The sequence below is a fragment of the Vibrio sp. TRT 21S02 genome, assembly GCF_050113675.1.
GTDB lineage: Bacteria > Pseudomonadota > Gammaproteobacteria > Enterobacterales > Vibrionaceae > Vibrio.
Genome location: NZ_JBNJOI010000018.1, coordinates 14882 through 37016, shown reverse-complemented (window position 1 = coordinate 37016; position 22135 = coordinate 14882). Strand labels below are relative to the sequence as shown.

21 protein-coding genes are annotated in these 22135 nt (G+C 43.6%); 12 read left to right on the top strand and 9 right to left on the bottom strand.

Annotation, left to right across the window (positions count from 1 at the left end; translation table 11 throughout):
* Positions 1-62: 62 nt before the first annotated feature.
* A complete protein-coding gene (locus ACQEXU_RS18405) occupies positions 63-824 on the bottom strand; it encodes a DeoR/GlpR family DNA-binding transcription regulator (protein ID WP_427011864.1) in 762 nt (253 codons plus the stop codon).
* 429 nt (positions 825-1253) lie between these two features.
* Between ACQEXU_RS18405 and pykF the strand changes: the two genes are divergently transcribed.
* Positions 1254-2666: a pyruvate kinase PykF gene (pykF, locus tag ACQEXU_RS18400; protein WP_427011863.1), complete on the top strand. Its 1413-nt coding sequence runs from the start codon at positions 1254-1256 to the stop codon at positions 2664-2666.
* Between the two features lie 162 nt (positions 2667-2828).
* On the top strand, positions 2829-3485 hold the full coding sequence (locus ACQEXU_RS18395) for a GntR family transcriptional regulator (RefSeq protein WP_427011862.1): 657 nt from the start codon (positions 2829-2831) through the stop codon (positions 3483-3485).
* A gap of 3 nt (positions 3486-3488) precedes the next feature.
* Here the strand turns inward: ACQEXU_RS18395 and ACQEXU_RS18390 are convergent, their stop codons facing one another.
* The 3 genes from ACQEXU_RS18390 to ACQEXU_RS18380 all read right to left on the bottom strand — a co-directional run bounded on the left by ACQEXU_RS18390 (position 3489) and on the right by ACQEXU_RS18380 (position 7163).
* Positions 3489-5351 (bottom strand): sensor domain-containing diguanylate cyclase, encoded by a 1863-nt coding sequence (locus ACQEXU_RS18390; RefSeq protein ID WP_427011861.1) that lies wholly within the window; start codon positions 5349-5351, stop codon positions 3489-3491.
* A gap of 126 nt (positions 5352-5477) precedes the next feature.
* Positions 5478-6170: an oxidative stress defense protein gene (locus tag ACQEXU_RS18385; protein WP_427011860.1), complete on the bottom strand. Its 693-nt coding sequence runs from the start codon at positions 6168-6170 to the stop codon at positions 5478-5480.
* Between the two features lie 96 nt (positions 6171-6266).
* A complete protein-coding gene (locus tag ACQEXU_RS18380) occupies positions 6267-7163 on the bottom strand; it encodes a LysR family transcriptional regulator ArgP (protein WP_427011859.1) in 897 nt (298 codons plus the stop codon).
* A 114-nt stretch (positions 7164-7277) separates the two neighbouring features.
* Here ACQEXU_RS18380 and ACQEXU_RS18375 point away from each other — a divergent pair, with 114 nt between their 5' ends.
* Positions 7278-7898 (top strand): LysE/ArgO family amino acid transporter, encoded by a 621-nt coding sequence (locus ACQEXU_RS18375; protein ID WP_427011858.1) that lies wholly within the window; start codon positions 7278-7280, stop codon positions 7896-7898.
* Between the two features lie 13 nt (positions 7899-7911).
* Positions 7912-8394 carry a YbaK/EbsC family protein gene (locus ACQEXU_RS18370; protein ID WP_427011857.1) on the top strand — a complete coding sequence of 161 codons (483 nt, stop codon included), beginning with the start codon at positions 7912-7914 and terminating at the stop codon, positions 8392-8394.
* A gap of 44 nt (positions 8395-8438) precedes the next feature.
* Here the strand turns inward: ACQEXU_RS18370 and mscS are convergent, their stop codons facing one another.
* From mscS to epd, 4 genes are all read right to left on the bottom strand, one after another.
* A complete protein-coding gene (mscS, locus tag ACQEXU_RS18365) occupies positions 8439-9302 on the bottom strand; it encodes a small-conductance mechanosensitive channel MscS (RefSeq protein ID WP_427011856.1) in 864 nt (287 codons plus the stop codon).
* A gap of 330 nt (positions 9303-9632) precedes the next feature.
* Complete coding sequence (gene fbaA, locus ACQEXU_RS18360; protein ID WP_427011855.1) at positions 9633-10709, bottom strand: class II fructose-bisphosphate aldolase; 1077 nt, start codon at positions 10707-10709, stop codon at positions 9633-9635.
* Positions 10710-10867: 158 nt separating this feature from the next.
* On the bottom strand, positions 10868-12028 hold the full coding sequence (locus tag ACQEXU_RS18355) for a phosphoglycerate kinase (RefSeq protein WP_427011854.1): 1161 nt from the start codon (positions 12026-12028) through the stop codon (positions 10868-10870).
* A gap of 143 nt (positions 12029-12171) precedes the next feature.
* Positions 12172-13197, bottom strand: coding sequence for an erythrose-4-phosphate dehydrogenase (gene epd / locus ACQEXU_RS18350; RefSeq protein ID WP_427011853.1), 1026 nt, complete (start codon positions 13195-13197; stop codon positions 12172-12174).
* Between the two features lie 201 nt (positions 13198-13398).
* Here epd and ACQEXU_RS18345 point away from each other — a divergent pair, with 201 nt between their 5' ends.
* Positions 13399-13635 carry a hypothetical protein gene (locus tag ACQEXU_RS18345; RefSeq protein WP_367987370.1) on the top strand — a complete coding sequence of 79 codons (237 nt, stop codon included), beginning with the start codon at positions 13399-13401 and terminating at the stop codon, positions 13633-13635.
* A gap of 133 nt (positions 13636-13768) precedes the next feature.
* Here ACQEXU_RS18345 and tkt read toward each other — a convergent pair whose 3' ends face one another.
* Positions 13769-15778, bottom strand: a complete 2010-nt coding sequence (gene tkt / locus ACQEXU_RS18340) for a transketolase (protein ID WP_427011852.1) — start codon at positions 15776-15778, stop codon at positions 13769-13771.
* Between the two features lie 323 nt (positions 15779-16101).
* On the opposite strand from tkt, the gene metK reads away from it, so the two are divergent.
* From metK to ACQEXU_RS18305, 7 genes are all read left to right on the top strand, one after another.
* A complete protein-coding gene (gene metK / locus ACQEXU_RS18335) occupies positions 16102-17256 on the top strand; it encodes a methionine adenosyltransferase (RefSeq protein ID WP_367987372.1) in 1155 nt (384 codons plus the stop codon).
* A 278-nt stretch (positions 17257-17534) separates the two neighbouring features.
* Positions 17535-18332: a DUF2189 domain-containing protein gene (locus ACQEXU_RS18330; RefSeq protein WP_427011851.1), complete on the top strand. Its 798-nt coding sequence runs from the start codon at positions 17535-17537 to the stop codon at positions 18330-18332.
* Positions 18333-18396: 64 nt separating this feature from the next.
* Complete coding sequence (locus ACQEXU_RS18325) at positions 18397-18897, top strand: SprT family zinc-dependent metalloprotease (protein WP_427011850.1); 501 nt, start codon at positions 18397-18399, stop codon at positions 18895-18897.
* A 101-nt stretch (positions 18898-18998) separates the two neighbouring features.
* Positions 18999-19700 carry a deoxyribonuclease I gene (gene endA, locus ACQEXU_RS18320; RefSeq protein ID WP_427011849.1) on the top strand — a complete coding sequence of 234 codons (702 nt, stop codon included), beginning with the start codon at positions 18999-19001 and terminating at the stop codon, positions 19698-19700.
* A 124-nt stretch (positions 19701-19824) separates the two neighbouring features.
* On the top strand, positions 19825-20556 hold the full coding sequence (rsmE, locus tag ACQEXU_RS18315) for a 16S rRNA (uracil(1498)-N(3))-methyltransferase (protein ID WP_427011848.1): 732 nt from the start codon (positions 19825-19827) through the stop codon (positions 20554-20556).
* A gap of 13 nt (positions 20557-20569) precedes the next feature.
* Positions 20570-21517 carry a glutathione synthase gene (gene gshB, locus ACQEXU_RS18310; RefSeq protein WP_367987377.1) on the top strand — a complete coding sequence of 316 codons (948 nt, stop codon included), beginning with the start codon at positions 20570-20572 and terminating at the stop codon, positions 21515-21517.
* 41 nt (positions 21518-21558) lie between these two features.
* Complete coding sequence (locus tag ACQEXU_RS18305) at positions 21559-22122, top strand: YqgE/AlgH family protein (protein ID WP_427011847.1); 564 nt, start codon at positions 21559-21561, stop codon at positions 22120-22122.
* The last annotated feature ends 13 nt before the right edge of the window (positions 22123-22135 follow it).

Here is a 22135-nt window from a genome sequence, read left to right as displayed (position 1 = left end):
TTTTTATTGTTTATATTCCCAATTGGCAGCAAGCAAAGGCCAGATATTTGGGAGAATTTTATTTAAGCGCAAATCACTTTGACGCCTTGAGACTCAATGGTCTGTTTATCTTCATCCGTGATATCGCGATTGGTCACTAGCACATCAACCGCATCCCAGCTCAATTCAAGATTAGGAATTTTTCGACCAATCTTTTCAGATTCAACCATCACAACCACTTCTCGCGAGACATCAGCCATGACCTTGCTAAGCCCAACTAACTCATTAAATGTAGTTGTTCCTCGCGCAAGATCGACACCATCTGCACCAATGAAGAGTTGGTCAAAGTCATAAGAACGTAGAACAGATTCCGCAACTTGTCCTTGAAACGACTCCGAGTGAGCATCCCATGTGCCCCCCGTCATCAGCAGTGTTGGCTCACTCTCAAGCTCATTCAGAGCATTTGCGACGTTTAAAGAATTGGTCATCACAACCAATCCTCTTTTGTGATTAAGTTGCTGGATTAATGCTGCTGTCGTACTGCCACTATCAATGACAACACGGTTATGATCTCGAATCAGTTTTGCGGCGGCTTCCGCCAATTCATTCTTACGAACCGAAACTTTTCCATGTAATTCTTCATGCACAACTTCTTTTGGTAATGCAATCGCACCACCATAACGTCGAAGAAGCTGGCCATTTTTCTCTAATGACGCCAAGTCTTTTCTTATCGTGACCTCTGAGGTTTCAAACTGAAGGGAAAGCGCTTCAACACTGACCTCTCCCTTTTCATTAACCAAGTTAGAAATCGCGTGTCTTCTGAGCTGAGTGTTTCGTTTCGACATGTATATTTTAAAATTAAATTTCGATATGAAACTTATTATAGTCAAAGTGAAACTTTTTAGTCCATTTATTTTGAACCAAAAAATTAATATTTAGCGTAAAAACCTTGTCCTAAGACAATTCTTAAACAGTGAATTTGAAATGATTCAATGGTAGAATTCGCACCCTAAAAGAAAAAAAATTACATAATTGACTGTTTTTTTTTTGCAACACCCCCCTTTAAACGGGTGTTAATCACAAAAATAGTGGATAAATTGCCCACAACTTAGTCATAAAATGACTAAACATTGTGAAAGACTTTCAGTCTTTGGTGCACAAACTTAACCTCGTAAAGATTCCATTGCAGGCACAAAATGCAGGACATTGAGGCAGTGCGTCAAAGCTAAAACCGAGTTTCAATTTGTAACAATATTTACCGGAGAATATCTTCCATGAAAAAGACCAAAATCGTATGTACGATTGGCCCTAAAACTGAATCTGTAGAGAAGCTAACTGAACTTGTAAATGCAGGCATGAACGTAATGCGCCTGAACTTCTCACACGGTGACTACGAAGAGCACGGCACTCGTATCGCGAACTTCCGTAAAGTAATGGAAGAGTCTGGTAAGCAGCTTGCTATCCTTCTAGACACTAAAGGTCCAGAAATCCGTACGATCAAACTAGAAGGCGGCAACGACGTTGATCTAGTAGCTGGTCAAGAGTTCACTTTCACAACTGATATCTCAGTTGTAGGTAACAAAGACAAAGTAGCGGTAACTTACGCAGGTTTCGCAGCTGACCTAAACGCTGGTAACACTATCCTAGTAGACGACGGTCTAATCGAGATGGAAGTTATTGCAACAACTGAAACTGAAGTTAAGTGTAAAGTTCTTAACAACGGCGCTCTAGGCGAAAACAAAGGTGTTAACCTACCTGGCGTTTCTGTAAACCTACCTGCACTATCTGAAAAAGATAAGAACGACCTTAAATTTGGTTGTGAGCAAGGCGTTGACTTCGTTGCTGCATCTTTCATCCGTAAAGCATCTGACGTTCAAGAAATCCGTGAAGTTCTGACTGCAAACGGCGGTGAGAACATCCACATCATTTCTAAGATCGAAAACCAAGAAGGTGTTGATAACTTCGACGAAATCCTAGAGCTTTCTGATGGTATCATGGTTGCTCGTGGTGACCTAGGTGTTGAAATCCCAGCTGAAGAAGTAATCTTCGCTCAGAAGATGATGATTGAGAAGTGTAACCGTGCACGTAAGATGGTTATCACAGCAACTCAAATGCTTGATTCTATGATCAACAACCCACGTCCTACTCGTGCGGAAGCTGGCGACGTTGCTAACGCAGTAATGGACGGTACAGATGCAGTGATGCTTTCTGGTGAAACAGCGAAAGGTAAATACCCTGTTGAAGCAGTAACTATCATGGCTCAAATCGCGAACCGTACTGATTCAGCACTTAAAGCTGAGCTAGGTTCTCGTCTAGACAGCCCACGTCTACGCATCACTGAAGCGGTATGTAAAGGCGCAGTAGACACAGCTGAAAAACTGGCTGCTCCACTGATTGTTGTTGCAACTGAAGGCGGTAAGTCTGCACGTTCAGTACGTAAGTACTTCCCAACTGCAAACATCATCGCTCTAACAACTAACACTAAGACGGCTGCACAGCTAGTTCTTACTAAAGGTGTTACACCAGTTGTTGTTGATTCAATCGAAAGCACTGACGCATTCTACGTAGCGGGTAAAGAAATCGCCCTAGAATCTGGTCTTGGTAACAAAGGCGACATCGTTGTTATGGTTTCTGGCGCTCTAGTAGCTTCAGGCACAACGAACACAGCTTCTGTACACGTTTTATAATTTTGCAACTTAAGGTTCAAAATTCATAAAAAGAGGGCGTTGCCCTCTTTTTTTATATCTACGACTTGTCTTTTGTATTAGAACGGAATACCATCCCATTTAAATACAAAACAGTGAACTGTATAACTCATTACGTCAAATGGATTGATTGAGGAGCAAGTCGTGTCTAGCCCTACTTTAACTGACAAGGTAGCTAAACTCATATGTCAGGATATTTTAATTGGTAAACTCACACCAGGGCAAAAGTTGGTTGTAGCTGAACTTAAGGATAAGTATCAGTTAGGAGCCTCCCCTATTCGTGAAGCCTTAGTTAAACTTTCGTGGGATAAGTATGTCATTCTTGAACCCCAAAAAGGATGCCGCGTGGCACCGATTTGTGGTCAAGAGTTAGGTGATCTCTATGAAAGTCTAAGAGTGATCAGTGCTATCTTACTCAAAGATGCAATTTCTTCAGCAGATGAAAACTGGGAACTGTCCGTTCTTACGGCATTTCATAAGTTGTCACGCATTCAAGTCAATGAACAAACAGATTGGCATGAGTGGGAAGAGCGCCTGCATCAGTTTTATCTCGCTTTATTTGATGGTGCTAAGCCTCAGAATATGTATCAGTTTTCTACGCAATTGATTAATCAGATACGTCGCTACCGCTACTATGCATCGGCATTTCGTACTGATTACTCTCTGTGTAATATTGAACAGTATGAGAAGATCATGAAGCTAGCATTAGCGAAAGATGCCAAAGCAGCAGTCGCCGCTTTTGATCATTACTTAATTCAAACGGCAAAGGTACTCAAACCCTTGGTTCCAGTGACCTCTTAGCCGTTACAACACACTCTCATCAGTACTGCAAAACTGAACCTGATTTCGCCCCATCGACTTAGAATCATAGAGGGCGATATCAGCACATTTATAGCTTTTCGTACGATCCGATGAGAGTGTGGTATAACCAATACTGATCGTGATGGGAAGCTTCATTTCTTGTTCAACCGCCTCTCGGAGCCGATTTAACGCCGCATCCGCCTCAACCAATGAGGTATTGGGCATAATAACAGCGAATTCCTCTCCCCCAATGCGAGCAAGAAAATCCGTTTCACGCAATGTGATTTTCAAAATATCCGCCACTAGCCGAATTACTCTATCTCCTTCATCATGCCCTTTCTGATCATTGATACGCTTAAAATGATCGATGTCTATCAAGCCTAAACATACAGGCTCCGAATCAGGATAGCGCTCAATACGCTTAGTGTGACAAGACAGTTCAGCTTCAAATTTTCGTCGGTTCCAGAGTTGCGTTAGTTCATCTTTCTCACTCAACATTCTCAGTTGCTCTTCTAGCACTTTACGATCCGAAATGTCGACCAGTGAAGTAATGTAGTAACTGACTTTCCCTCTAGAGGAACAAACGCTTTGCACTCGCATAATAGCCGTTGCATCCTGGCCATTAGCCGTTGTAATTGAGATCTCCCCTTCCCAACTTTGCTCTTGAGAAAGCTGATCAAAGATAGCTAACAAATCGTTTGCTTGCTCCTCATTAAGGAGGCATTGCAAAGCATTCTGGGACTCAATCTGTTCAGAAGTAAAACCCGTCAAGCGAACAAATTCATCATTAACCAACACAGCTCGATGAAGCTTATCGGAGATCATCACAGCTGACATGCCGCTTAATGCCGCCCTTGCCAATTGACTTTCCACACTTCGCTTACGGTAATAAACAAAAGCGGATGAAGTTGGCAGCAGAAATACCAACCCCATGAGAAGGACCATACTTATCTGTTGGTAGAGATCATAATAATCTCTCGCCGCTCCGTTTAGTAACGTCTGCTTATCCAGCATGATCACTTGATGAAGCCGTAAAGTATCGGAAATAGTAATGGTGTTAAACGTCACGATAGTGCCATTAACCTGTCGCGAACCTGATTTTTGACTCTGGATAAGTTGCCATAAGTCTTGAGACAAAGTTGGCAATGAAACATTGGCAGCAGTGACACTGCCTTCTTGGTAAACCAGTTGTTGGCGGATCAGAGGAAAGCCATTTTGGTCGTAGAGTCGAATATGGAAATTGTCTTCTATTGATTGATTAAGGCGAGCAGATAAGTAACCGACATCGACACTCACGATGAGATAGCCTTCTTCTTTTCCAATCACATTCACAGGCTCAATCAAACGTATAACCGGCGCTGCATCCACTTGTTTCGCTGAAGAAGAAAGCCAGACACCGATGTTTTCATCAGTAAGTGTTTGGGCAAATTTGAAATAAGGGCTCTGCGACTCATCACGAAGAGCACCACGCGCAACGACTTGTTTACGACGATAGGAATAATCAATACGTGCGCGCTCTTGCCCTTCAATATCAATGAACTGAATTTGACGATACCACTTCTGGTAATGAGCAACCGAGGCCCAACTTTGTTCAACAATGATCCGGCGAGATTCACTTGGAAAGATGATGTAATCGTATAGAGCACTACTGTGAGATAATAGCTCAGCAATCGAGATAAACTGCCGTTGTAAGTTTTTTAACTCTCGTTCCGAAAAAGCCAGTTGCTGCAAGGATTGCAGGCCAGCATTCTCTATAGAGTCTTTCTTTATATTTAGGTATTTAGGATAGAAGTAAGCACTAACCAAGAGGAGAAAAGAGAGCGTAGTAATAACGAGATATGAAAAAATACTCTGACGCCTTAGCACTACACTAACTCCCTAATAGAATCAGGGATTATAGCACCATCTATAAATGACTAAAGTATAAATAGCAAAATCGCAGTGAGTTAAGTTTCAAACTGCGATCTTGATGCTTATTCATACCTAATGTTTTTAGTCTAACTTGTAGATCACATCCACTCGGTCTCGAATCACAATTGTCGAATCTTGGTAACTGTTGGACTCCATTTTCGCATCCATCGCCATTGAACGCATTAACATAGGTTGAGCACTTGGCATGTTGTAATCAACGCGCCAAACATCTCCAAGCTTCTTCTCAAAACCTTGAGCTAAGGATTTCGCTTTCATATTCGCATCTTTGATAGCAAACATACGTGCTTGCTCTTGATACTTCGCCTGATCGCGCACTTTGAGCTGGATGTTGTCGACTTGATTAATGCCTTCATTCAAAGCCATGTCCAAGTACTTATTGAGCTTAGCTAAGTCGTCCACCTTAACGGTGACACTACGTGAAGCGCGGTAGCCAACTAATTCTGGCTTACCTTTTTTAGGGTAATGATACTGAGGTGCGATATATAAGTTAGAGCTAGAGATGTTGTCATTCGCAATTCCTGACTCTTTCAGGCGAGACAAAAAGCCCTCCACAACTTTATCAACTGCCTGCTTTGCTTGTTCCGCCGTCATTGTTGATTCTACAACTTTCACCGAGAATTCGGCCATGTCTGGGGTTGCCGTTACCTCACCGTAACCCGTCGTCACTAAATGGGGAAAGTTGGGTGATTCAGCCATCACGTTCCAACTAACAATGCCGGATAATACAACGGCAAGCATAGATGCAAATTTCATTACTATCACCTTATACAATTCACTTAGTTACATAATAGGCCTGCTCTGTCGCTTGACTAGCCATAGGTAGGCAAACTAACACAATTTTGACTGAGTTTACTTTGCCATGGTCGCACGCGCATAACTCAAAATAGCATCTGTGATCTCGGATAAAATACCAGTTTCTAACTGCCAGTGATGCCAGTACATTTTATGCGAGATACAGTAATCCGGAGCGATATTGACCAATTCGCCACCTTCAAGCTCACTACGAATCTGTATTTCCGGGATTAAACAGTAAGCCAATCCCGCGACGGCCAATTTTACAAATGCCTCAGAACTCCCCACAGTGTGGTTGATGACACTATTTCTTTGAATGCCAAAACGTTCGTGGAGAAATTGGGTGTGCATGAGATCATACTGATCAAACGATACCGCAGGCGCACGTTTGACTGCCTCTCTATTCATGCCATTAGGAAAGTAATGTTCGACAAAACTCGGACTAGCAACACAAACGTAATTCATGGTTCCCAAATATTCTGCATCACAACCGGAAAAAGGCGTTGCTTGCAAACTAATTGCTCCCGCAACTTCACCACTTTTTAGCTTATCGATGGTACGGTTTTCGTCATAGACCTTTAATGCAATCTCTATTTGATGATGTTGCAGCACAGGTTCGATTGCAGGCAACAACCACGTAGCTAAGCTGTCGGCATTTGTTGCAATTGAAAGCTGCACAGGCTTTGTAGTATCTAAGTTGTTTAACTCTGGCAGGAGCTCATATTCTAACAGTTTGATCTGACGATATAAGCCAAGTAACTTCTTTCCAATGTGTGTTGGTTGCGGAGGCTGCTCTCGCACTAAAACAGGCTGAGCTAAAAATCTCTCTAATTGTTTTATCCGTTGAGAGATAGCCGATTGCGACACGAACAATGCTTCCGCACCACGCTCAAATCCACCTTGTTCAACAACCGCATCAAGTGCTTCTATCCACTTGTAATCTAATCCTCTCATCATCCACTCCAGTACATTAGAACATCTTATATAGCATAAATATCATTAATTATACTTATCAAGAATTTCTCATTATCTTGATGCAAATAGTCATGACATTGAGGAAAAATCAGCATGAGTTGGTGGGTTTTATTACAAGGGTTTGGCTTAGGTGCCAGTATGATCATTCCAATTGGAGCACAAAATGCCTACGTACTTAATCAGGGGATCAAACGAAACCACCACCTGACAACAGCAACGGTTTGTAGTGTCCTTGATGTACTCTTTATTTCTCTTGGGGTGTTCGGGGGCGGAGCACTTTTATCTCAAAATGAAACCCTGCTGACCTTTGTCACCATCGGTGGTATTGCATTTCTTAGTGGCTATGGCGTACTGTCATTTTATAGTGCACTTCAACCACACACTGATTCAGAACAACACAACACAGATAGCGTTAAAGGACGTAAGGTTGTCATACTGGGTGCATTAGCGGTCACCGTATTAAACCCACATCTTTATTTAGATACTGTCGTGATCCTTGGCTCTATTGGAGGACAATACCAAGGTGCCGATCGTATTGCTTTTGCGATAGGCACAATCATGGCATCTTTTGTGTGGTTTTATACCTTATCTATTGGTGCCGCTAAACTCGCTCCTAAGCTGTCTCAACCTATCGTAAAGAAAACTATCGACATTGCTGTTGGTATTATGATGTTTATCATCGCCACAATGTTAATCACACAGTTGTTTCACTAGCTCAGGAAAACACATGGAAAAGGTTAATGACATATACCAATTCAACCTGAAATTACTACAAGGTATTGGTATCGAATTTAAAGAATGGCGACACGAACCCATTCTTGACTTCGCCACTGATGAACGAGTGGCTGCACAATTGGGATGGACGGGAACGCACAGTAAAAGCTTATTTCTTAAGTTGAAAGGAAGTGGTTATGCATTGTTTCTCACGGATAAAGATTCTCGTTTAGCAAGTAAAACCATTAAACAACTTCTTGGTAAGAAACCTGAGATATGTGGGAACAACGAAATGACAGAGGTTATCGGTTGCTTACCTGGCGCAGTGTGTCCTTTTGGGCTACCTGAAGAGATCCCACTTATTGTCGATAAACGCTTGTACCAGCACAGAGAGCTGCTTTACACGCCTGGAGATCCCGAAGCAACAATTGGAATATCAGGAACCGCACTACAACAAGTCTTAACTCGGCTCACCAACCCTATCTTTGAGATATAAAAAAGCGAGGCTCTTGGCCTCGCTTTTCTTTTTACTCTACCTAATTAAGCTTCAACTTTATTTAGGTGAACATCCATTTGTGGGAATGGGATTTCGATACCTGCTGCATCAAGCGCTTCTTTGATCGCTTGAGTTGAATCGAAGTAAACATCCCAGTAATCCGCTGTTTTACACCAAGGGCGCACAACAAAGTTTACAGAAGAGTCTGCCAGTGCCAGTACGCCGATTTGGATACCAGGCTCTTGCAAAATACGAGTATCTTTCTCTAGCGCTTCACGAATTACTTCTTTAGTTTGCTTAAGATCAGCACCGTAAGAAACACCAATCACTAGATCAACACGACGAGTCTCATGGCGAGAATAGTTAGTAATTGGGCCACCAATAACGGAAGCGTTAGGCACAACTACCATTTTGTTATCTGGTGTTTTTAGAATCGTTTGGAAAATTTGGATTGCATCAACAGAACCTGCGACGCCACCAATTTCAACATAGTCGCCAGACTTAAATGGACGGAAAGCAACGATTAGAACGCCCGCTGCAAAGTTAGATAGTGAACCTTGTAGCGCAAGACCAACTGCCAAACCTGCCGCACCGATTACAGCAACAACAGATGCAGTTTGAACACCCACACGGCCTAGTGCCGCGATAAGTACGATAACAAATAGAAGATAGCGAACTAAACCATGAATAAACTCAACAACGGCTTTGTCCATTTTTTTCTTTTCAAGCATTCTTGAAATGCTATTCGCTACCATCTTCACAATGATGTTACCGATAAACAGAATAACAATTGCTGAGATGATATTTACACCGTACTGAATAAGTAGATCTGAATTGTTGGTAAGCCAAGTTTCTGCTTTAGCTAGACCATCAACTAATGTGGTATCCACACCAGATTCTGCTGCCATAATTAGTATCCTCAAATATAAACGATTCTATGAATCAAAATGCATTTTCTGCCTGATTTAGGCTTACTGCCTTATTGGTTTTCTGAACATACGCCAGTTTTTTGGCACAATATCTTATTTTACATAATTTGCAAAGTCAGAATTTCGCAAACTATATAAAACAAATAGTTAGCTTCAGAAGCGAAAAAAATCGTTACAAGATTACGCAAAGTCCTTACATTTCGCTAGCGTTTTCTGCGCATTCGTGGGTATGTCTGAATTTCTAAACAGACTCTAGATACAAAAAAACCCGCTCCTAAGAGCGGGTTTTTAAAACTCAATTCAGACGAATTATAGTACGTCGATTGCGTTAAGGTCAGCAAATGCTTGCTCAAGACGAGTAACCATTGAAGACTGAGCAGCACGTAGCCATACGCGTGGATCGTAGTACTTCTTGTTTGGTGCATCTTCACCAGTTGGGTTACCGATTTGACCTTGTAGGTAATCGTGGTTTTCAGCTTCGAACTGACGGATACCGTCCCAAGTTGCCCACTGTGTATCTGTATCGATGTTCATCTTGATAACACCGTAGCCGATAGACTCACGGATTTCTTCAAGGCTAGAACCAGAACCGCCGTGGAAAACGAAGTTTAGAGCGTTTGGTGCAATACCAAATTTCTCTGCACAGTAAGCTTGAGAGTCACGTAGGATTGTTGGAGTCAGAACAACGTTACCTGGCTTGTATACACCGTGTACGTTACCGAAAGAAGCTGCGATAGTGAAACGTGGGCTGATAGCGTTTAGTTTCTCGTAAGCGTATGCAACGTCTTCTGGAGAAGTGTAAAGCTCAGACGCGTCCATATCAGAGTTATCTACGCCATCTTCTTCACCACCAGTACAACCTAGTTCGATTTCTAGAGTCATGTTCATTTTAGCCATGCGCTCTAGGTACTTAGCAGAAATTTCGATGTTCTCTTCTAGAGACTCTTCAGAAAGGTCGATCATGTGAGAAGAGAATAGTGGTTTACCAGTTTGCGCGAAGAACTCTTCGCCAGCGTCTAGTAGACCGTCAATCCATGGTAGAAGTTTCTTAGCAGCGTGGTCTGTGTGTAGGATTACAGGCACACCGTAAGCTTCAGCTACAGCGTGAACGTATTTAGCACCAGCTACAGCACCAAGGATTTGATTTTCTTGACCTTCAAGTTTTAGACCTTTACCAGCGAAGAAAGCAGCACCGCCGTTAGAGAACTGAACGATAACTGGCGCTTTAACTTTTGCAGCTGCTTCAAGTACTGCGTTTACTGAATCAGTACCTACACAGTTTACTGCTGGAAGTGCGAAGCTGTTTTCTTTAGCAACTTCAAAAACTTTCTGTACGTCATCACCAGAGATAACACCTGGTTTTACGAAATCGAAGATCTTAGACATGGATGTAATCCTATTTATCTGTCGTTTTAAAAATAAAACTTGTTAAGTTTAAATTCTTGCAAACGTTTGCTCACAACTCGCGCTATTCTAGCAAAAAAAAAGTGTGATGTGCAGCAAACAAGAAAGCGGGTGAATCACTTCGCCCGCTTTTCGTTTAATTACTTAGCACGCTCTTCAAGCATTGCAACTGCTGGTAGTACTTTACCTTCAACGAATTCAAGGAATGCACCGCCGCCAGTAGAGATGTAAGAAACGTCAGCTTTAATACCGAACTTGTCGATAGCCGCTAGCGTGTCACCACCACCTGCTACAGAGAAACCTGCAGACTGAGCGATTGCTTCAGAGATACCTTTAGTACCTGCTTCGAAGTTCTTGAATTCGAATACACCTACAGGACCGTTCCATAGGATAGTTTTCGCGTTACCAATGATTTCAGCTAGTGCCGCTGTTGAATCAGGACCTAGGTCGAAAATCATGTCGTCGTCAGCAACTTCAGAAACGTGCTTGATTTCAGCTTCTGCGTTCTCATCAAATGCTTTCGCACATGCAACATCAGTCGCAACTGGGATAGAACACTCTTTCATTAGCTTCTGAGCAGTTTCAACTAGGTCTGCTTCGTATAGAGACTTACCTACATTGTGGCCTTCAGCTGCAATGAACGTGTTTGCGATACCACCACCAACAACAAGCTGGTCAGCAACTTTAGATAGAGACTCTAGAACAGTTAGTTTAGTAGAAACTTTAGAACCACCAACGATAGCAACTAGTGGACGCTCTGGGTTATCCATTGCTTTACCTAGTGCTTCAAGTTCAGCAGCTAGTAGAGGGCCAGCACATGCTACAGGTGCGTTCATACCAACACCGTGAGTAGACGCTTGTGCACGGTGAGCTGTACCGAATGCATCCATTACGAAGATGTCACACAGTGCAGCGTATTTCTTAGATAGCTCTTCTTCGTTCTTCTTCTCGCCTTTGTTGAAGCGAACGTTTTCAAGAACAACTAGCTCACCAGTGTTTAGCTCTAGGCCATTTAGGTAATCTTTTGCTAGCTTAACTTCGCAATCTAGTGCGTCGTTTAGGTAGTTAACTACAGGTTGTAGAGAGAACTCTTCTGCATATTCACCTTCAGTTGGACGACCTAGGTGAGAAGTAACCATAACTTTAGCGCCTGCTTCTAGACAGTGCTTGATAGTTGGTAGAGATGCTAAGATACGTGCATCAGAAGTCACTTTGCCTTCTTTTACTGGTACGTTTAGGTCAGCACGGATGAATACACGTTTACCTGCTAGATCCAGGTCAGTCATCTTGATTACAGACATGATTTGTCCTCTCAAATATTAAAAAATAAAGTTTTGAACAGCCCGGCAACCCTGCCAAGCCTTTAAATTCATTCAACTGAGTTTAGATATGGGGGAAAGAATATTTATTTCAAGGTTTAAAATAAACATTTTCCAAGTCCCATTTACTCCGCAGCTTGCATGGCCAACGCTGTATCCAGCATTCGATTTGCAAAACCCCATTCGTTATCGCACCAAACTAGCATTTTAACCAGCTGTCCGTTGCTCACTCGGGTTTGTGTTCCATCGACAATCGCACTGTGTGGATCATGATTAAAATCGATAGAAACAAGCGGCGCTTCAGTATAGTCAACAATGCCCTGTAATGTACACTGAGATGCGTTAACAATGGTTTGATTTACGTCATTAACTTTCACATTTGTACTAATTGTGACACTTAAATCCATCGCAGTAACATTTACTGTGGGAACTCTCACCGAAATAGCTTCAAATTTGTTGGAAAATTTCGGGAAAATTCTTTCAATACCCTTATGCAATTTCGTGTCTACGGGAATAATCGACTGACTGGCTGCACGCGTCCGTCTAAGGTCGCTATGATACGCATCGATCACTTGCTGATCATTCATCGAAGAGTGGATTGTGGTGATAGTCCCAGATTCGATACCAAACGCATCATCAAGCGCTTTGATTATCGGGACAATACAGTTGGTGGTGCATGAACCGTTTGACACAACACGGTGTTCACCTTTCAAGGTGTCATGGTTAACACCGTAAATAATGGTGTTATCAAGATCATTCGCACCAGGGTGTGAGAACAGCACTTTCTTTGCACCGGCATCAATGTGTTCTTGCCCATCAGCTTGAGAACCATATACCCCGGTGCAATCAAGTACTAAATCAACATCTAAATCACGCCATGGCAGTAAATTAATTTCGGCTAAGTGCAGAATTCGAATTGAATCAAACTCACCGCTTTCGTGGTGTACGTAGATATGCTCCTGATCATTGGAGATCTTCTTGCCAAATCGTCCATGACTGGTGTCATATTGTAATAAGTGTGCCATTGCATCAGGCTGCGCTAGTTCATTGACTGCAACAACCTTAATTTGCTGATGCTTACCACTTTCGTAAACTGCTCGGAGAACATTGCGACCAATACGTCCAAATCCGTTGATTGCAACTTTTAGCATGATTCCATCGCCTTACATGATTTTCGTGTCACAAATACTACCCGATAGCTGACCAAATCGCATCCAGTTAGTGATCTCTCCCCAATTTATAAATTTATACCATTAATAACTAATGAAAAATCAATGCATAATAACAATGTGGTGAGTGTGTTTCTTGTTGGCTGTTTATCTCATTAGTTTTATCAACCAAAGGAAATGACCATGTCTGGATTCCCAGCGACTCACTTTTGTAAACAATGCAATCAAGAAACGCCTCATAGTGAAGTGCTTGTAAGAAAGACCAGCAGCTACGACACGGATACTTCTCTTTTAGGTAGAATCAAATTAATGGCTCATACCTTTATTAATGGCGGCCACTACTATGACATGGACAGATACGTCACCTGTAAAGTGTGTGGTCACAAAGAGAAAGAAAACTGGGGCAATGAGTTTGAGTAATCACCGGTTACTCTCTGCTTGAAGGCACAAAAAACCGAGCCACTTGGCTCGGTTTTTTCATTTCCTAATCCTCAAAATAATTGGAGTTACAGCTACGCAGTTAACAACGCTGCAGCTTCAAGTATGAAGAGTATTAAGCTAGAAGATCTTTAGCTGTGCTCACGACGTTTTCAGTAGTGAAGCCGAACATCTTGAACAGTTCGCCCGCTGGAGCAGACTCACCGAATGTCGTCATGCCAATGATCTTGCCACCAAAGCCAACGTACTTATACCAGAAGTCAGCAATCCCCGCCTCGATAGCGATACGCGCTGTAACGTCTGATGGCAATACTGCTTCACGATAAGCTGCGTCTTGCTTGTCGAATGCATCTGTTGATGGCATTGAAACAACGCGTACTTGTTTACCTTCAGCGGTTAGCTGAGCGGCTGCTTCTACCGCTAGTTCAACTTCAGAACCTGTTGCGATAAGGATAAGCTCTGGCTTACCTGCACAATCTTTCAAGACGTAAGCACCTTTCGCGATATTCGCTACTTGCTCAGCGTCACGCTCTTGCTGCGCAAGGTTCTGACGAGAGAAAATAAGGGATGTCGGGCCATCTTTACGCTCAATTGCAAGTTTCCAAGCCACTGCTGACTCAACTTGGTCACATGGACGCCATGTGCTCATGTTTGGCGTTAGACGTAATGACGCCATTTGCTCAACAGGCTGGTGAGTTGGGCCATCTTCGCCAAGACCGATAGAGTCGTGCGTGTAAACTTGGATATTCTGAACTTTCATCAGAGCAGCCATACGCATTGCGTTACGAGCGTATTCCATAAACATTAGGAACGTTGCACCGTATGGTACGAAACCACCGTGTAGTGCAATACCGTTCATGATCGCGGTCATACCGAATTCACGTACACCGTAGTGGATGTAGTTACCAGACGCATCTTCAGCAGATACTGACTTAGAGCCAGACCACATGGTTAGGTTAGAAGGTGCTAGGTCAGCAGAGCCACCCATGAATTCTGGCAACATTTGGCCAAACGCTTCTAGTGCGTTTTGAGAGGCTTTACGTGATGCAATGTTTGCTGGATTTGCCTGAAGATCAGCAATGATTTGGTTTGCTTTTTCTTCCCATTCAGCAGGCAGCTCACCGTTTAGACGACGCTTAAGCTCAGCCGCTTCTGTTGGGTAAGCCGCTGCGTACGCTTCGAACTTAGCATTCCAAACCGCTTCTTTTTCAGCGCCCGCTGCTTTTGCATCCCACTCTGCGTATACATCTGCAGGGATTTCAAATGCTGGGTGTTCCCAACCTAAGAACTCACGCGCTGCTGCGATTTCTTCCGCACCTAATGGTGCACCGTGACAGTCGTGTGAACCTGATTTGTTTGGCGAGCCAAAACCGATGATCGTTTTAGTACAGATCAGCGTAGGGCGCGGATCTGCTTTCGCAGCGATAATAGCAGCATTGATCGCTTCAGCATCGTGACCATCTACAGCAGGAATTACATGCCAGCCGTAAGCTTCGAAACGCTTAGGCGTATCGTCAGAGAACCAACCTTCAACATGACCATCGATAGAAATACCATTGTCATCCCAAAATGCGATTAGTTTGCCTAGACCGAGTGTACCTGCTAGAGAACATGCTTCGTGTGAGATACCTTCCATCAGACAGCCATCACCCATAAAGGCGTAGGTGTGATGGTCAATGATGTCGTGACCTTCTTTATTAAACTGTGCCGCTAACGCTTTTTCTGCCAACGCCATACCCACAGCGTTAGTAATACCTTGACCTAGTGGGCCCGTTGTTGTTTCAACACCAGGTGCATAGCCATACTCTGGGTGACCGGGCGTCTTAGAGTGCAGCTGACGGAAGTTTTTCAGGTCGTCGATAGACAACTCATAACCACTTAAGTGAAGTAGAGAGTAAATCAGCATTGAACCATGGCCATTTGATAGAACAAAACGGTCGCGATCCGCCCACTCTGGGTTTGCTGGATTATGGTTTAAATGAGAACGCCAAAGAACTTCAGCGATATCTGCCATGCCCATAGGGGCACCTGGGTGGCCAGAGTTTGCTTGTTGAACACCATCCATGCTTAGAGCACGAATCGCATTAGCGAGCTCTTTATTAGAAAGAACGTTACGAGAAGACATGCCTGCTCCTAAATTGCGAAAGCGAAATTAGTCGGAAATATTGCGCGCGGTATTGTCTCAAAGCAATTCATCCACTGCAAACGATTTACCTGACTCAATACCTTCCATTTCTGCACTTTTACCCACAATTATTGAATTTATTCATAATTTGGCCACCAATAAGCAAACGTTTGGTTATAACCCACAATAAAAAAGAGCTTGTAATTCGAGCATTGAAAACTAGAATAGACGTCTAGATGTAGAAACACCTACAATTTAAATGTCTTTTAAACGATTGAGCCATTCAATCAGTCGTTATAACCAAAACTTAAAGTGGAGCTCTCATGGCTAAGCACCTGTTTACTTCTGAGTCTGTTTCAGAAGGCCATCCAGATAAAATTGCAGACCAAATCTCTGATGCTGTTCTTGATGCCATCTTAGAACAAGATCCAAAAGCACGTGTTGCTTGTGAAACTTACGTAAAAACCGGCATGGTTATGGTCGGTGGTGAGATCACAACTTCAGCTTGGGTTGATATCGAAGAGTTAACTCGTGAAACAGTACGTGAAATCGGCTACGTTCATTCAGATATGGGCTTTGATGCAAACTCGTGCGCTGTACTAAACACCATCGGTAAGCAGTCTCCAGACATCAACCAAGGTGTTGATAAATCTGATCCTAAAGAGCAAGGCGCAGGTGACCAAGGCATCATGTTCGGTTACGCAACTAACGAAACTGAAATCCTAATGCCAGCACCAATTACTTACTCTCACCGTCTTGTTCAAAAGCAAGCAGAAGTACGTAAAAACGGCACACTACCTTGGTTGCGTCCAGACGCTAAATCTCAGGTAACTTTCCAGTACGACCAAGGCAAAATTGTTGGTATCGACGCGGTTGTTCTTTCAACGCAGCACTGTGACTCAATCTCGACGCCTGACCTACGTGAAGCGGTAATGGAAGAGATCATCAAACCAGTACTACCTTCTGAGTGGATCAACACAGACACTAACTTCTTCATCAACCCAACTGGTCGTTTCGTTATCGGTGGTCCAATGGGTGACTGTGGTCTAACTGGTCGTAAGATCATCGTAGATACATACGGCGGTGCTGCGCGTCACGGTGGCGGTGCATTCTCTGGTAAAGATCCATCGAAAGTAGACCGTTCTGCTGCATACGCTGCACGTTACGTAGCGAAGAACATCGTTGCTGCTGGCATGGCTGACCGTTGTGAAATCCAACTGTCTTACGCAATCGGTGTTGCTGATCCAACGTCTATCATGGTTGAAACCTTCGGTACGGAAAAAGTCTCTCACGATATTATCGTTGAAGCGGTTCGTCAGAACTTCGATCTGCGCCCTTACGGACTACAAGAAATGCTGAACCTACTTCAGCCTATCTACAAGAAGACAGCAGCATACGGCCACTTCGGTCGTGAAGAATTCCCTTGGGAAGCAACAGACAAAGCTGAGCTACTACGTGACTTTGCTGGTTTAAAATAATTAAATCAGTTTGTTAGCATTTTAAATAAGCCCTCGTATCTACGAGGGCTTTTTATTAGTAGCACAAAAATCACACAATAAATTTGTATTTTCTTGTCATCGCATCAATAGTTAACAATATATTAACAAGCATATCTCTGTGCTTGTGGGCAGCGAATATTGCCTAACAGTATTGATGCACAGCTTTACTCAGCCAGACAGTTGTAAGCAGAGCATCGAATCCCACATACCCATTGTTATAAGTGGGTATAAAACGAGAATCGATCAAGGAGGATTATATGCCTCGCACGGTAAATCCCTCAGACTTACACAACAAACAAAAAGACGTACCAGACCATGAATATGCAAGGACAGTTCCCTGCAACCAATTAAGTGTTTCTGCACCATTCCATTGGTTAGCTTTAGGGTTGCATGATTTTATTCGCATGCCCTTAATCAGTGCTTTCTATGGCTTGTGCTTTATGGGCGCCGCCATTGGTATTGTATTGCTGGTTCAATGGCAAGGTACTCACCTTGTCGTCATGCCCAGTCTGGTGGTCTATATGCTGATCGGCCCATTTTTGGCACTTGGATTGTATGATGCTAGCTGGGAGCGAGAAAAAGGCCATCACGCCAGTTTACTTCATTCTATGAAAGCGATTGGGCGCAACTCCTCATCACAATGGGCGTTCGCCGTATTGCTTGCCGTGGCCATGATTTTCTGGATGCGCATTGCGGCGCTGTTACATGCTCTCTACCCTTCTGTTCAGGGAGCGCCATTGACGGAATTTCTGCCCTTCCTTGTCATTGGCTCATTGGTTGGTTTTGTTATCGCGTGCGTCATTTTCAGCATCTCCGCTTTTTCAATTCCACTGATGATGGAGCGCAGAGTAGATATGATGACGGCGGTCTTCACCAGCTTTAATGCAGTGAAGTCTAATATCCCAGCAATGATCGTCTGGGCCGCCATCATCTGCGGTGGCATTCTGATCGGTTTCGCAACTTATGGAATTGGTATGCTGTTTACCATGCCAATCCTTGGCTACGGAACTTGGCATGCCTACCACGCGACCATTAAGAAAAAACATCATCCCTAAACCTTGCAAGATGTTATTATTCGCCCCGGAACCTAACTGGGGCGTTTTTTATTTCAAGGTCATAATGTTAGATATAGAGTACACATACGCAGCAAAACGCAAGATCGCACATTGTATCCGCCTAGCCGAACACGCCTTTCAACGCCCATTTTCTATACCAATGTTAAGTTTTAAATTGCGTGGTAAAGCCGCAGGAAAAGCCTATCTGCAATTGAATGAAATACGCCTTAACCCTATTCTTTTTTCTGAAAACAAGCTCGCTTTTCTTGAAGAGGTGATTCCTCACGAAATCGCTCATCTGATCACCTATCAAGTCTACGGCCGAGTCCCTCCACACGGTAAAGAGTGGCGTCATACCATGGAGTCTGTATTTGGCGTAACTGCCAAAACTACCCATAATTTTGAAATCGCCTCCGTTCAGGGCAAAACATTTGAATACCGTTGCCAATGCACGGTGTATCCGCTGTCTATTCGCAGACACAATAAAGTTCAGCGCCAGCAAGCAACCTACCGTTGCCAGCAATGCCAAACATCACTTCTATTTACGGGTAACAGACTCACCTAGTCCTAATATAACCATCTTTATTATTGATTAACGATGGATTTTTTAGCAGTAAAAATGCGTGATAGACTATAAAAAGTCATACTTTTATAAGACTTATTATCATGACATTAAAAACAATCACGATTAGCTTGCTGGCGGTTGTTTCTTCGGTTGCTATCGCAGCACCACCGACGTCCTTCTCCAGCGCAAAAAAAACTGCGGTTAAAATTTATCAAGATCACCCCATCAGTTTTTACTGTGGCTGTGATATCAACTGGCAAGGAAAAAAAGGAACACCAGACCTAGCCTCTTGCGGCTATCAAGTCCGCAAACAACAAAAACGCGCCTCTCGAATTGAATGGGAACATGTTGTACCGGCATGGCAATTTGGCCACCAACGCCAGTGCTGGCAAAGCGGTGGGCGTAAAAACTGCTCACGCAATGATAAAGCCTTCCGACAAATGGAAGCCGACCTGCATAACCTAACCCCTGCGATCGGTGAAGTGAACGGTGATCGTTCAAACTACAACTTCAGCCAATGGAATGGTATCGACGGTGTTAGCTATGGCCGCTGCGAGATGCAAGTTAACTTCAAACAACGTAAAGTGATGCCACCCGATCGTGCAAAAGGATCCATCGCACGCACTTATTTGTACATGAGCAAAGAATACGGCTTCCGCCTTTCAAAACAGCAACGCAACCTCATGACGGCTTGGAACAAAATGTACCCCGTGAATGATTGGGAATGCGAGCGTGATAAGCGTATTGCCAAAATTCAAGGCAACCACAACCCATTTGTGGAAAAAGCCTGCAAAGCGCTCTAAATCGACTCATTCATGAAGCGTTTTCTACATCAATAATGGAAACGCTTCTTTTCCCCTTGTTTTTTCGTCATCTCGCATCCATGTTACTCTCTATATCCACCTCTTATGCAGGAAACTGAACCCCATGCGTATCCCTCGAATTTATCACCCAGAACCGATCCAACAACTGGGTAATCTGGCGCTTAGTGAAGATGCGGCAGGCCATATAGGTCGTGTACTTCGAATGAAAGAAGACCAAGAAGTACTCCTTTTCGATGGTAGCGGTGCGGAGTTTCCGGCGGTGATCAGCTCAGTCAGCAAGAAGAATGTTGAAGTCACCATTTCAGAACGCATTGAACGGAACTCCGAATCTCCGTTGGATCTACACCTTGGACAGGTGATCTCCCGTGGCGACAAAATGGAGTTCACCATTCAAAAATCCGTCGAGCTGGGTGTTAATACCATCACACCTCTAATTTCTGAACGTTGCGGCGTTAAACTCGATCAGAAACGTTTCGAGAAAAAGCTCGCGCAATGGCAGAAAATTGCTATCAGTGCCTGTGAACAATGTGGCCGCAATACGGTGCCTGAAATCAGACCAATTATGTCACTTGAAGAATGGTGCAGTGAACAATATGACGGGCTAAAACTCAATTTGCACCCAAGAGCAACGTATTCAATCAATACGCTACCGACTCCCGTCACAAAAGTGCGCCTACTCATTGGCCCAGAAGGTGGGTTGTCTGCTGAAGAAATCAGCATGACAAGAGAACATCAATTCGAAGAAACATTGCTAGGTCCTCGTGTATTAAGAACAGAGACCGCAGCATTGACCGCAATTACAGCCTTACAAGTTCGCTTTGGCGATCTTGGTTAAACGGAGAAGCTCAATGATCAAACTTGGCATCGTGATGGACCCTATCGCGTCTATCAACATAAAAAAAGACTCCAGCTTTGCCATGATGCTGGAAGCTCAGCGTCGTGGCTACGAAATCCACTACATGGAAATGAATGATCTACACTTAGATCAAGGTGTAGCGATAGCGGACACAAAAGTTGTTGAGCTGAAAGAAGATCCAAACGGATGGTATGAATTCAAATCAGAACAGACCATTCAACTGTCTGAACTGGATGCGGTACTGATGCGTAAAGATCCTCCTTTTGATACTGAGTACATCTACGCAACTTACATTCTTGAACGAGCAGAAGAACAAGGAACACTGATCGTAAACAAACCTCAGAGCCTGCGTGATTGCAATGAGAAACTGTTTACAGCTTGGTTCCCAGAACTAACACCAACCACTATCGTGACGCGTAAAGCAGACAAGATCAAAGCATTCCGTGAACAACATGGCGACGTGATCCTTAAGCCATTAGACGGAATGGGTGGCGCTTCAATTTTCCGAGTGAAGGAAAATGATCCTAACGTCTCTGTGATTATTGAAACGCTGACCAACCACGGCCAAAACTACGCAATGGCACAAACGTTTGTTCCCGATATCAGCAACGGCGACAAGCGCATTTTGGTCGTTGATGGGGAACCTATGCCATACTGCTTGGCACGTATCCCAGCTAAAGGCGAAACTCGTGGTAACTTAGCCGCAGGTGGTACAGGTGAAGCTCGCCCACTGAGTGAAACAGATAAGCAAATCGCAGAAGCGGTTGCTCCTACATTAAAAGAAAAAGGCCTGATCTTTGTTGGCCTAGACGTTATTGGCGATAAACTGACTGAAATTAATGTCACCAGCCCAACCTGTATTCGTGAAATTGAGTCAGCATTTGATATCTCAATTACAGGTAAACTGATGGATGCAATCGAACGTCGCCTGAAGGCTTAAAAGCAGGGCGTAATGCCCTCTTTAATTAAGTTGGAGCTGCTATGAACCTTACTAATCATTTTCTCGTTGCTATGCCGGGGATGAAAGATCCTTATTTTAAACATAGCGTGATTTATGTTTGCGAACATAATAACGAAGGTGCAATGGGGTTAATGATCAATGCCCCGATCGATATTACCATTGGAAAAATGCTTGAGCAGGTTGATGTTGACCCCGTTCACCCACAGCTAAATACTCATAGCCTTGAAAAACCGGTTCTCAATGGCGGGCCAGTTTCAGAAGATCGCGGCTTCATTCTCCACCAGCCAAAAGATCGCTATGAATCAAGCATTCAGATGACTGAACAAATTTCCGTGACTACATCGAAAGATATTTTAACGGTCCTCGGTACTGAAGCAGAGCCCAACCATTACTTGGTGGCGCTTGGCTATTCAGGCTGGGAAGCGGGTCAACTGGAATCTGAATTGGCAGAAAACTCATGGCTGACGATTGAAGCTGACCCCGATGTGATCTTCAATACACCAATCGCTCAGCGCTGGCAAAAAGCCGTACAAATGCTCGGTATAGATGTTGCTCAGCTATCCAGCGACATTGGCCACGCATAACAGACAAATTAGA

What these genes read in the sequence shown, in the direction of transcription:
- ACQEXU_RS18405 (WP_427011864.1), bottom strand. Translation starts at nt 824, where the DNA reads ATGTCGAAACGAAACACTCAGCTCAGAAGACACGCGATTTCTAACTTG.
- pykF (WP_427011863.1), top strand. Translation starts at nt 1,254, where the DNA reads ATGAAAAAGACCAAAATCGTATGTACGATTGGCCCTAAAACTGAATCT.
- ACQEXU_RS18385 (WP_427011860.1), bottom strand. Translation starts at nt 6,170, where the DNA reads ATGAAATTTGCATCTATGCTTGCCGTTGTATTATCCGGCATTGTTAGT.
- ACQEXU_RS18380 (WP_427011859.1), bottom strand. Translation starts at nt 7,163, where the DNA reads ATGAGAGGATTAGATTACAAGTGGATAGAAGCACTTGATGCGGTTGTT.
- ACQEXU_RS18375 (WP_427011858.1), top strand. Translation starts at nt 7,278, where the DNA reads ATGAGTTGGTGGGTTTTATTACAAGGGTTTGGCTTAGGTGCCAGTATG.
- ACQEXU_RS18370 (WP_427011857.1), top strand. Translation starts at nt 7,912, where the DNA reads ATGGAAAAGGTTAATGACATATACCAATTCAACCTGAAATTACTACAA.
- mscS (WP_427011856.1), bottom strand. Translation starts at nt 9,302, where the DNA reads ATGGCAGCAGAATCTGGTGTGGATACCACATTAGTTGATGGTCTAGCT.
- fbaA (WP_427011855.1), bottom strand. Translation starts at nt 10,709, where the DNA reads ATGTCTAAGATCTTCGATTTCGTAAAACCAGGTGTTATCTCTGGTGAT.
- ACQEXU_RS18355 (WP_427011854.1), bottom strand. Translation starts at nt 12,028, where the DNA reads ATGTCTGTAATCAAGATGACTGACCTGGATCTAGCAGGTAAACGTGTA.
- epd (WP_427011853.1), bottom strand. Translation starts at nt 13,197, where the DNA reads ATGCTAAAAGTTGCAATCAACGGATTTGGACGTATTGGTCGCAATGTT.
- ACQEXU_RS18345 (WP_367987370.1), top strand. Translation starts at nt 13,399, where the DNA reads ATGTCTGGATTCCCAGCGACTCACTTTTGTAAACAATGCAATCAAGAA.
- tkt (WP_427011852.1), bottom strand. Translation starts at nt 15,778, where the DNA reads ATGTCTTCTCGTAACGTTCTTTCTAATAAAGAGCTCGCTAATGCGATT.
- metK (WP_367987372.1), top strand. Translation starts at nt 16,102, where the DNA reads ATGGCTAAGCACCTGTTTACTTCTGAGTCTGTTTCAGAAGGCCATCCA.
- ACQEXU_RS18330 (WP_427011851.1), top strand. Translation starts at nt 17,535, where the DNA reads ATGCCTCGCACGGTAAATCCCTCAGACTTACACAACAAACAAAAAGAC.
- ACQEXU_RS18325 (WP_427011850.1), top strand. Translation starts at nt 18,397, where the DNA reads ATGTTAGATATAGAGTACACATACGCAGCAAAACGCAAGATCGCACAT.
- endA (WP_427011849.1), top strand. Translation starts at nt 18,999, where the DNA reads ATGACATTAAAAACAATCACGATTAGCTTGCTGGCGGTTGTTTCTTCG.
- rsmE (WP_427011848.1), top strand. Translation starts at nt 19,825, where the DNA reads ATGCGTATCCCTCGAATTTATCACCCAGAACCGATCCAACAACTGGGT.
- gshB (WP_367987377.1), top strand. Translation starts at nt 20,570, where the DNA reads ATGATCAAACTTGGCATCGTGATGGACCCTATCGCGTCTATCAACATA.
- ACQEXU_RS18305 (WP_427011847.1), top strand. Translation starts at nt 21,559, where the DNA reads ATGAACCTTACTAATCATTTTCTCGTTGCTATGCCGGGGATGAAAGAT.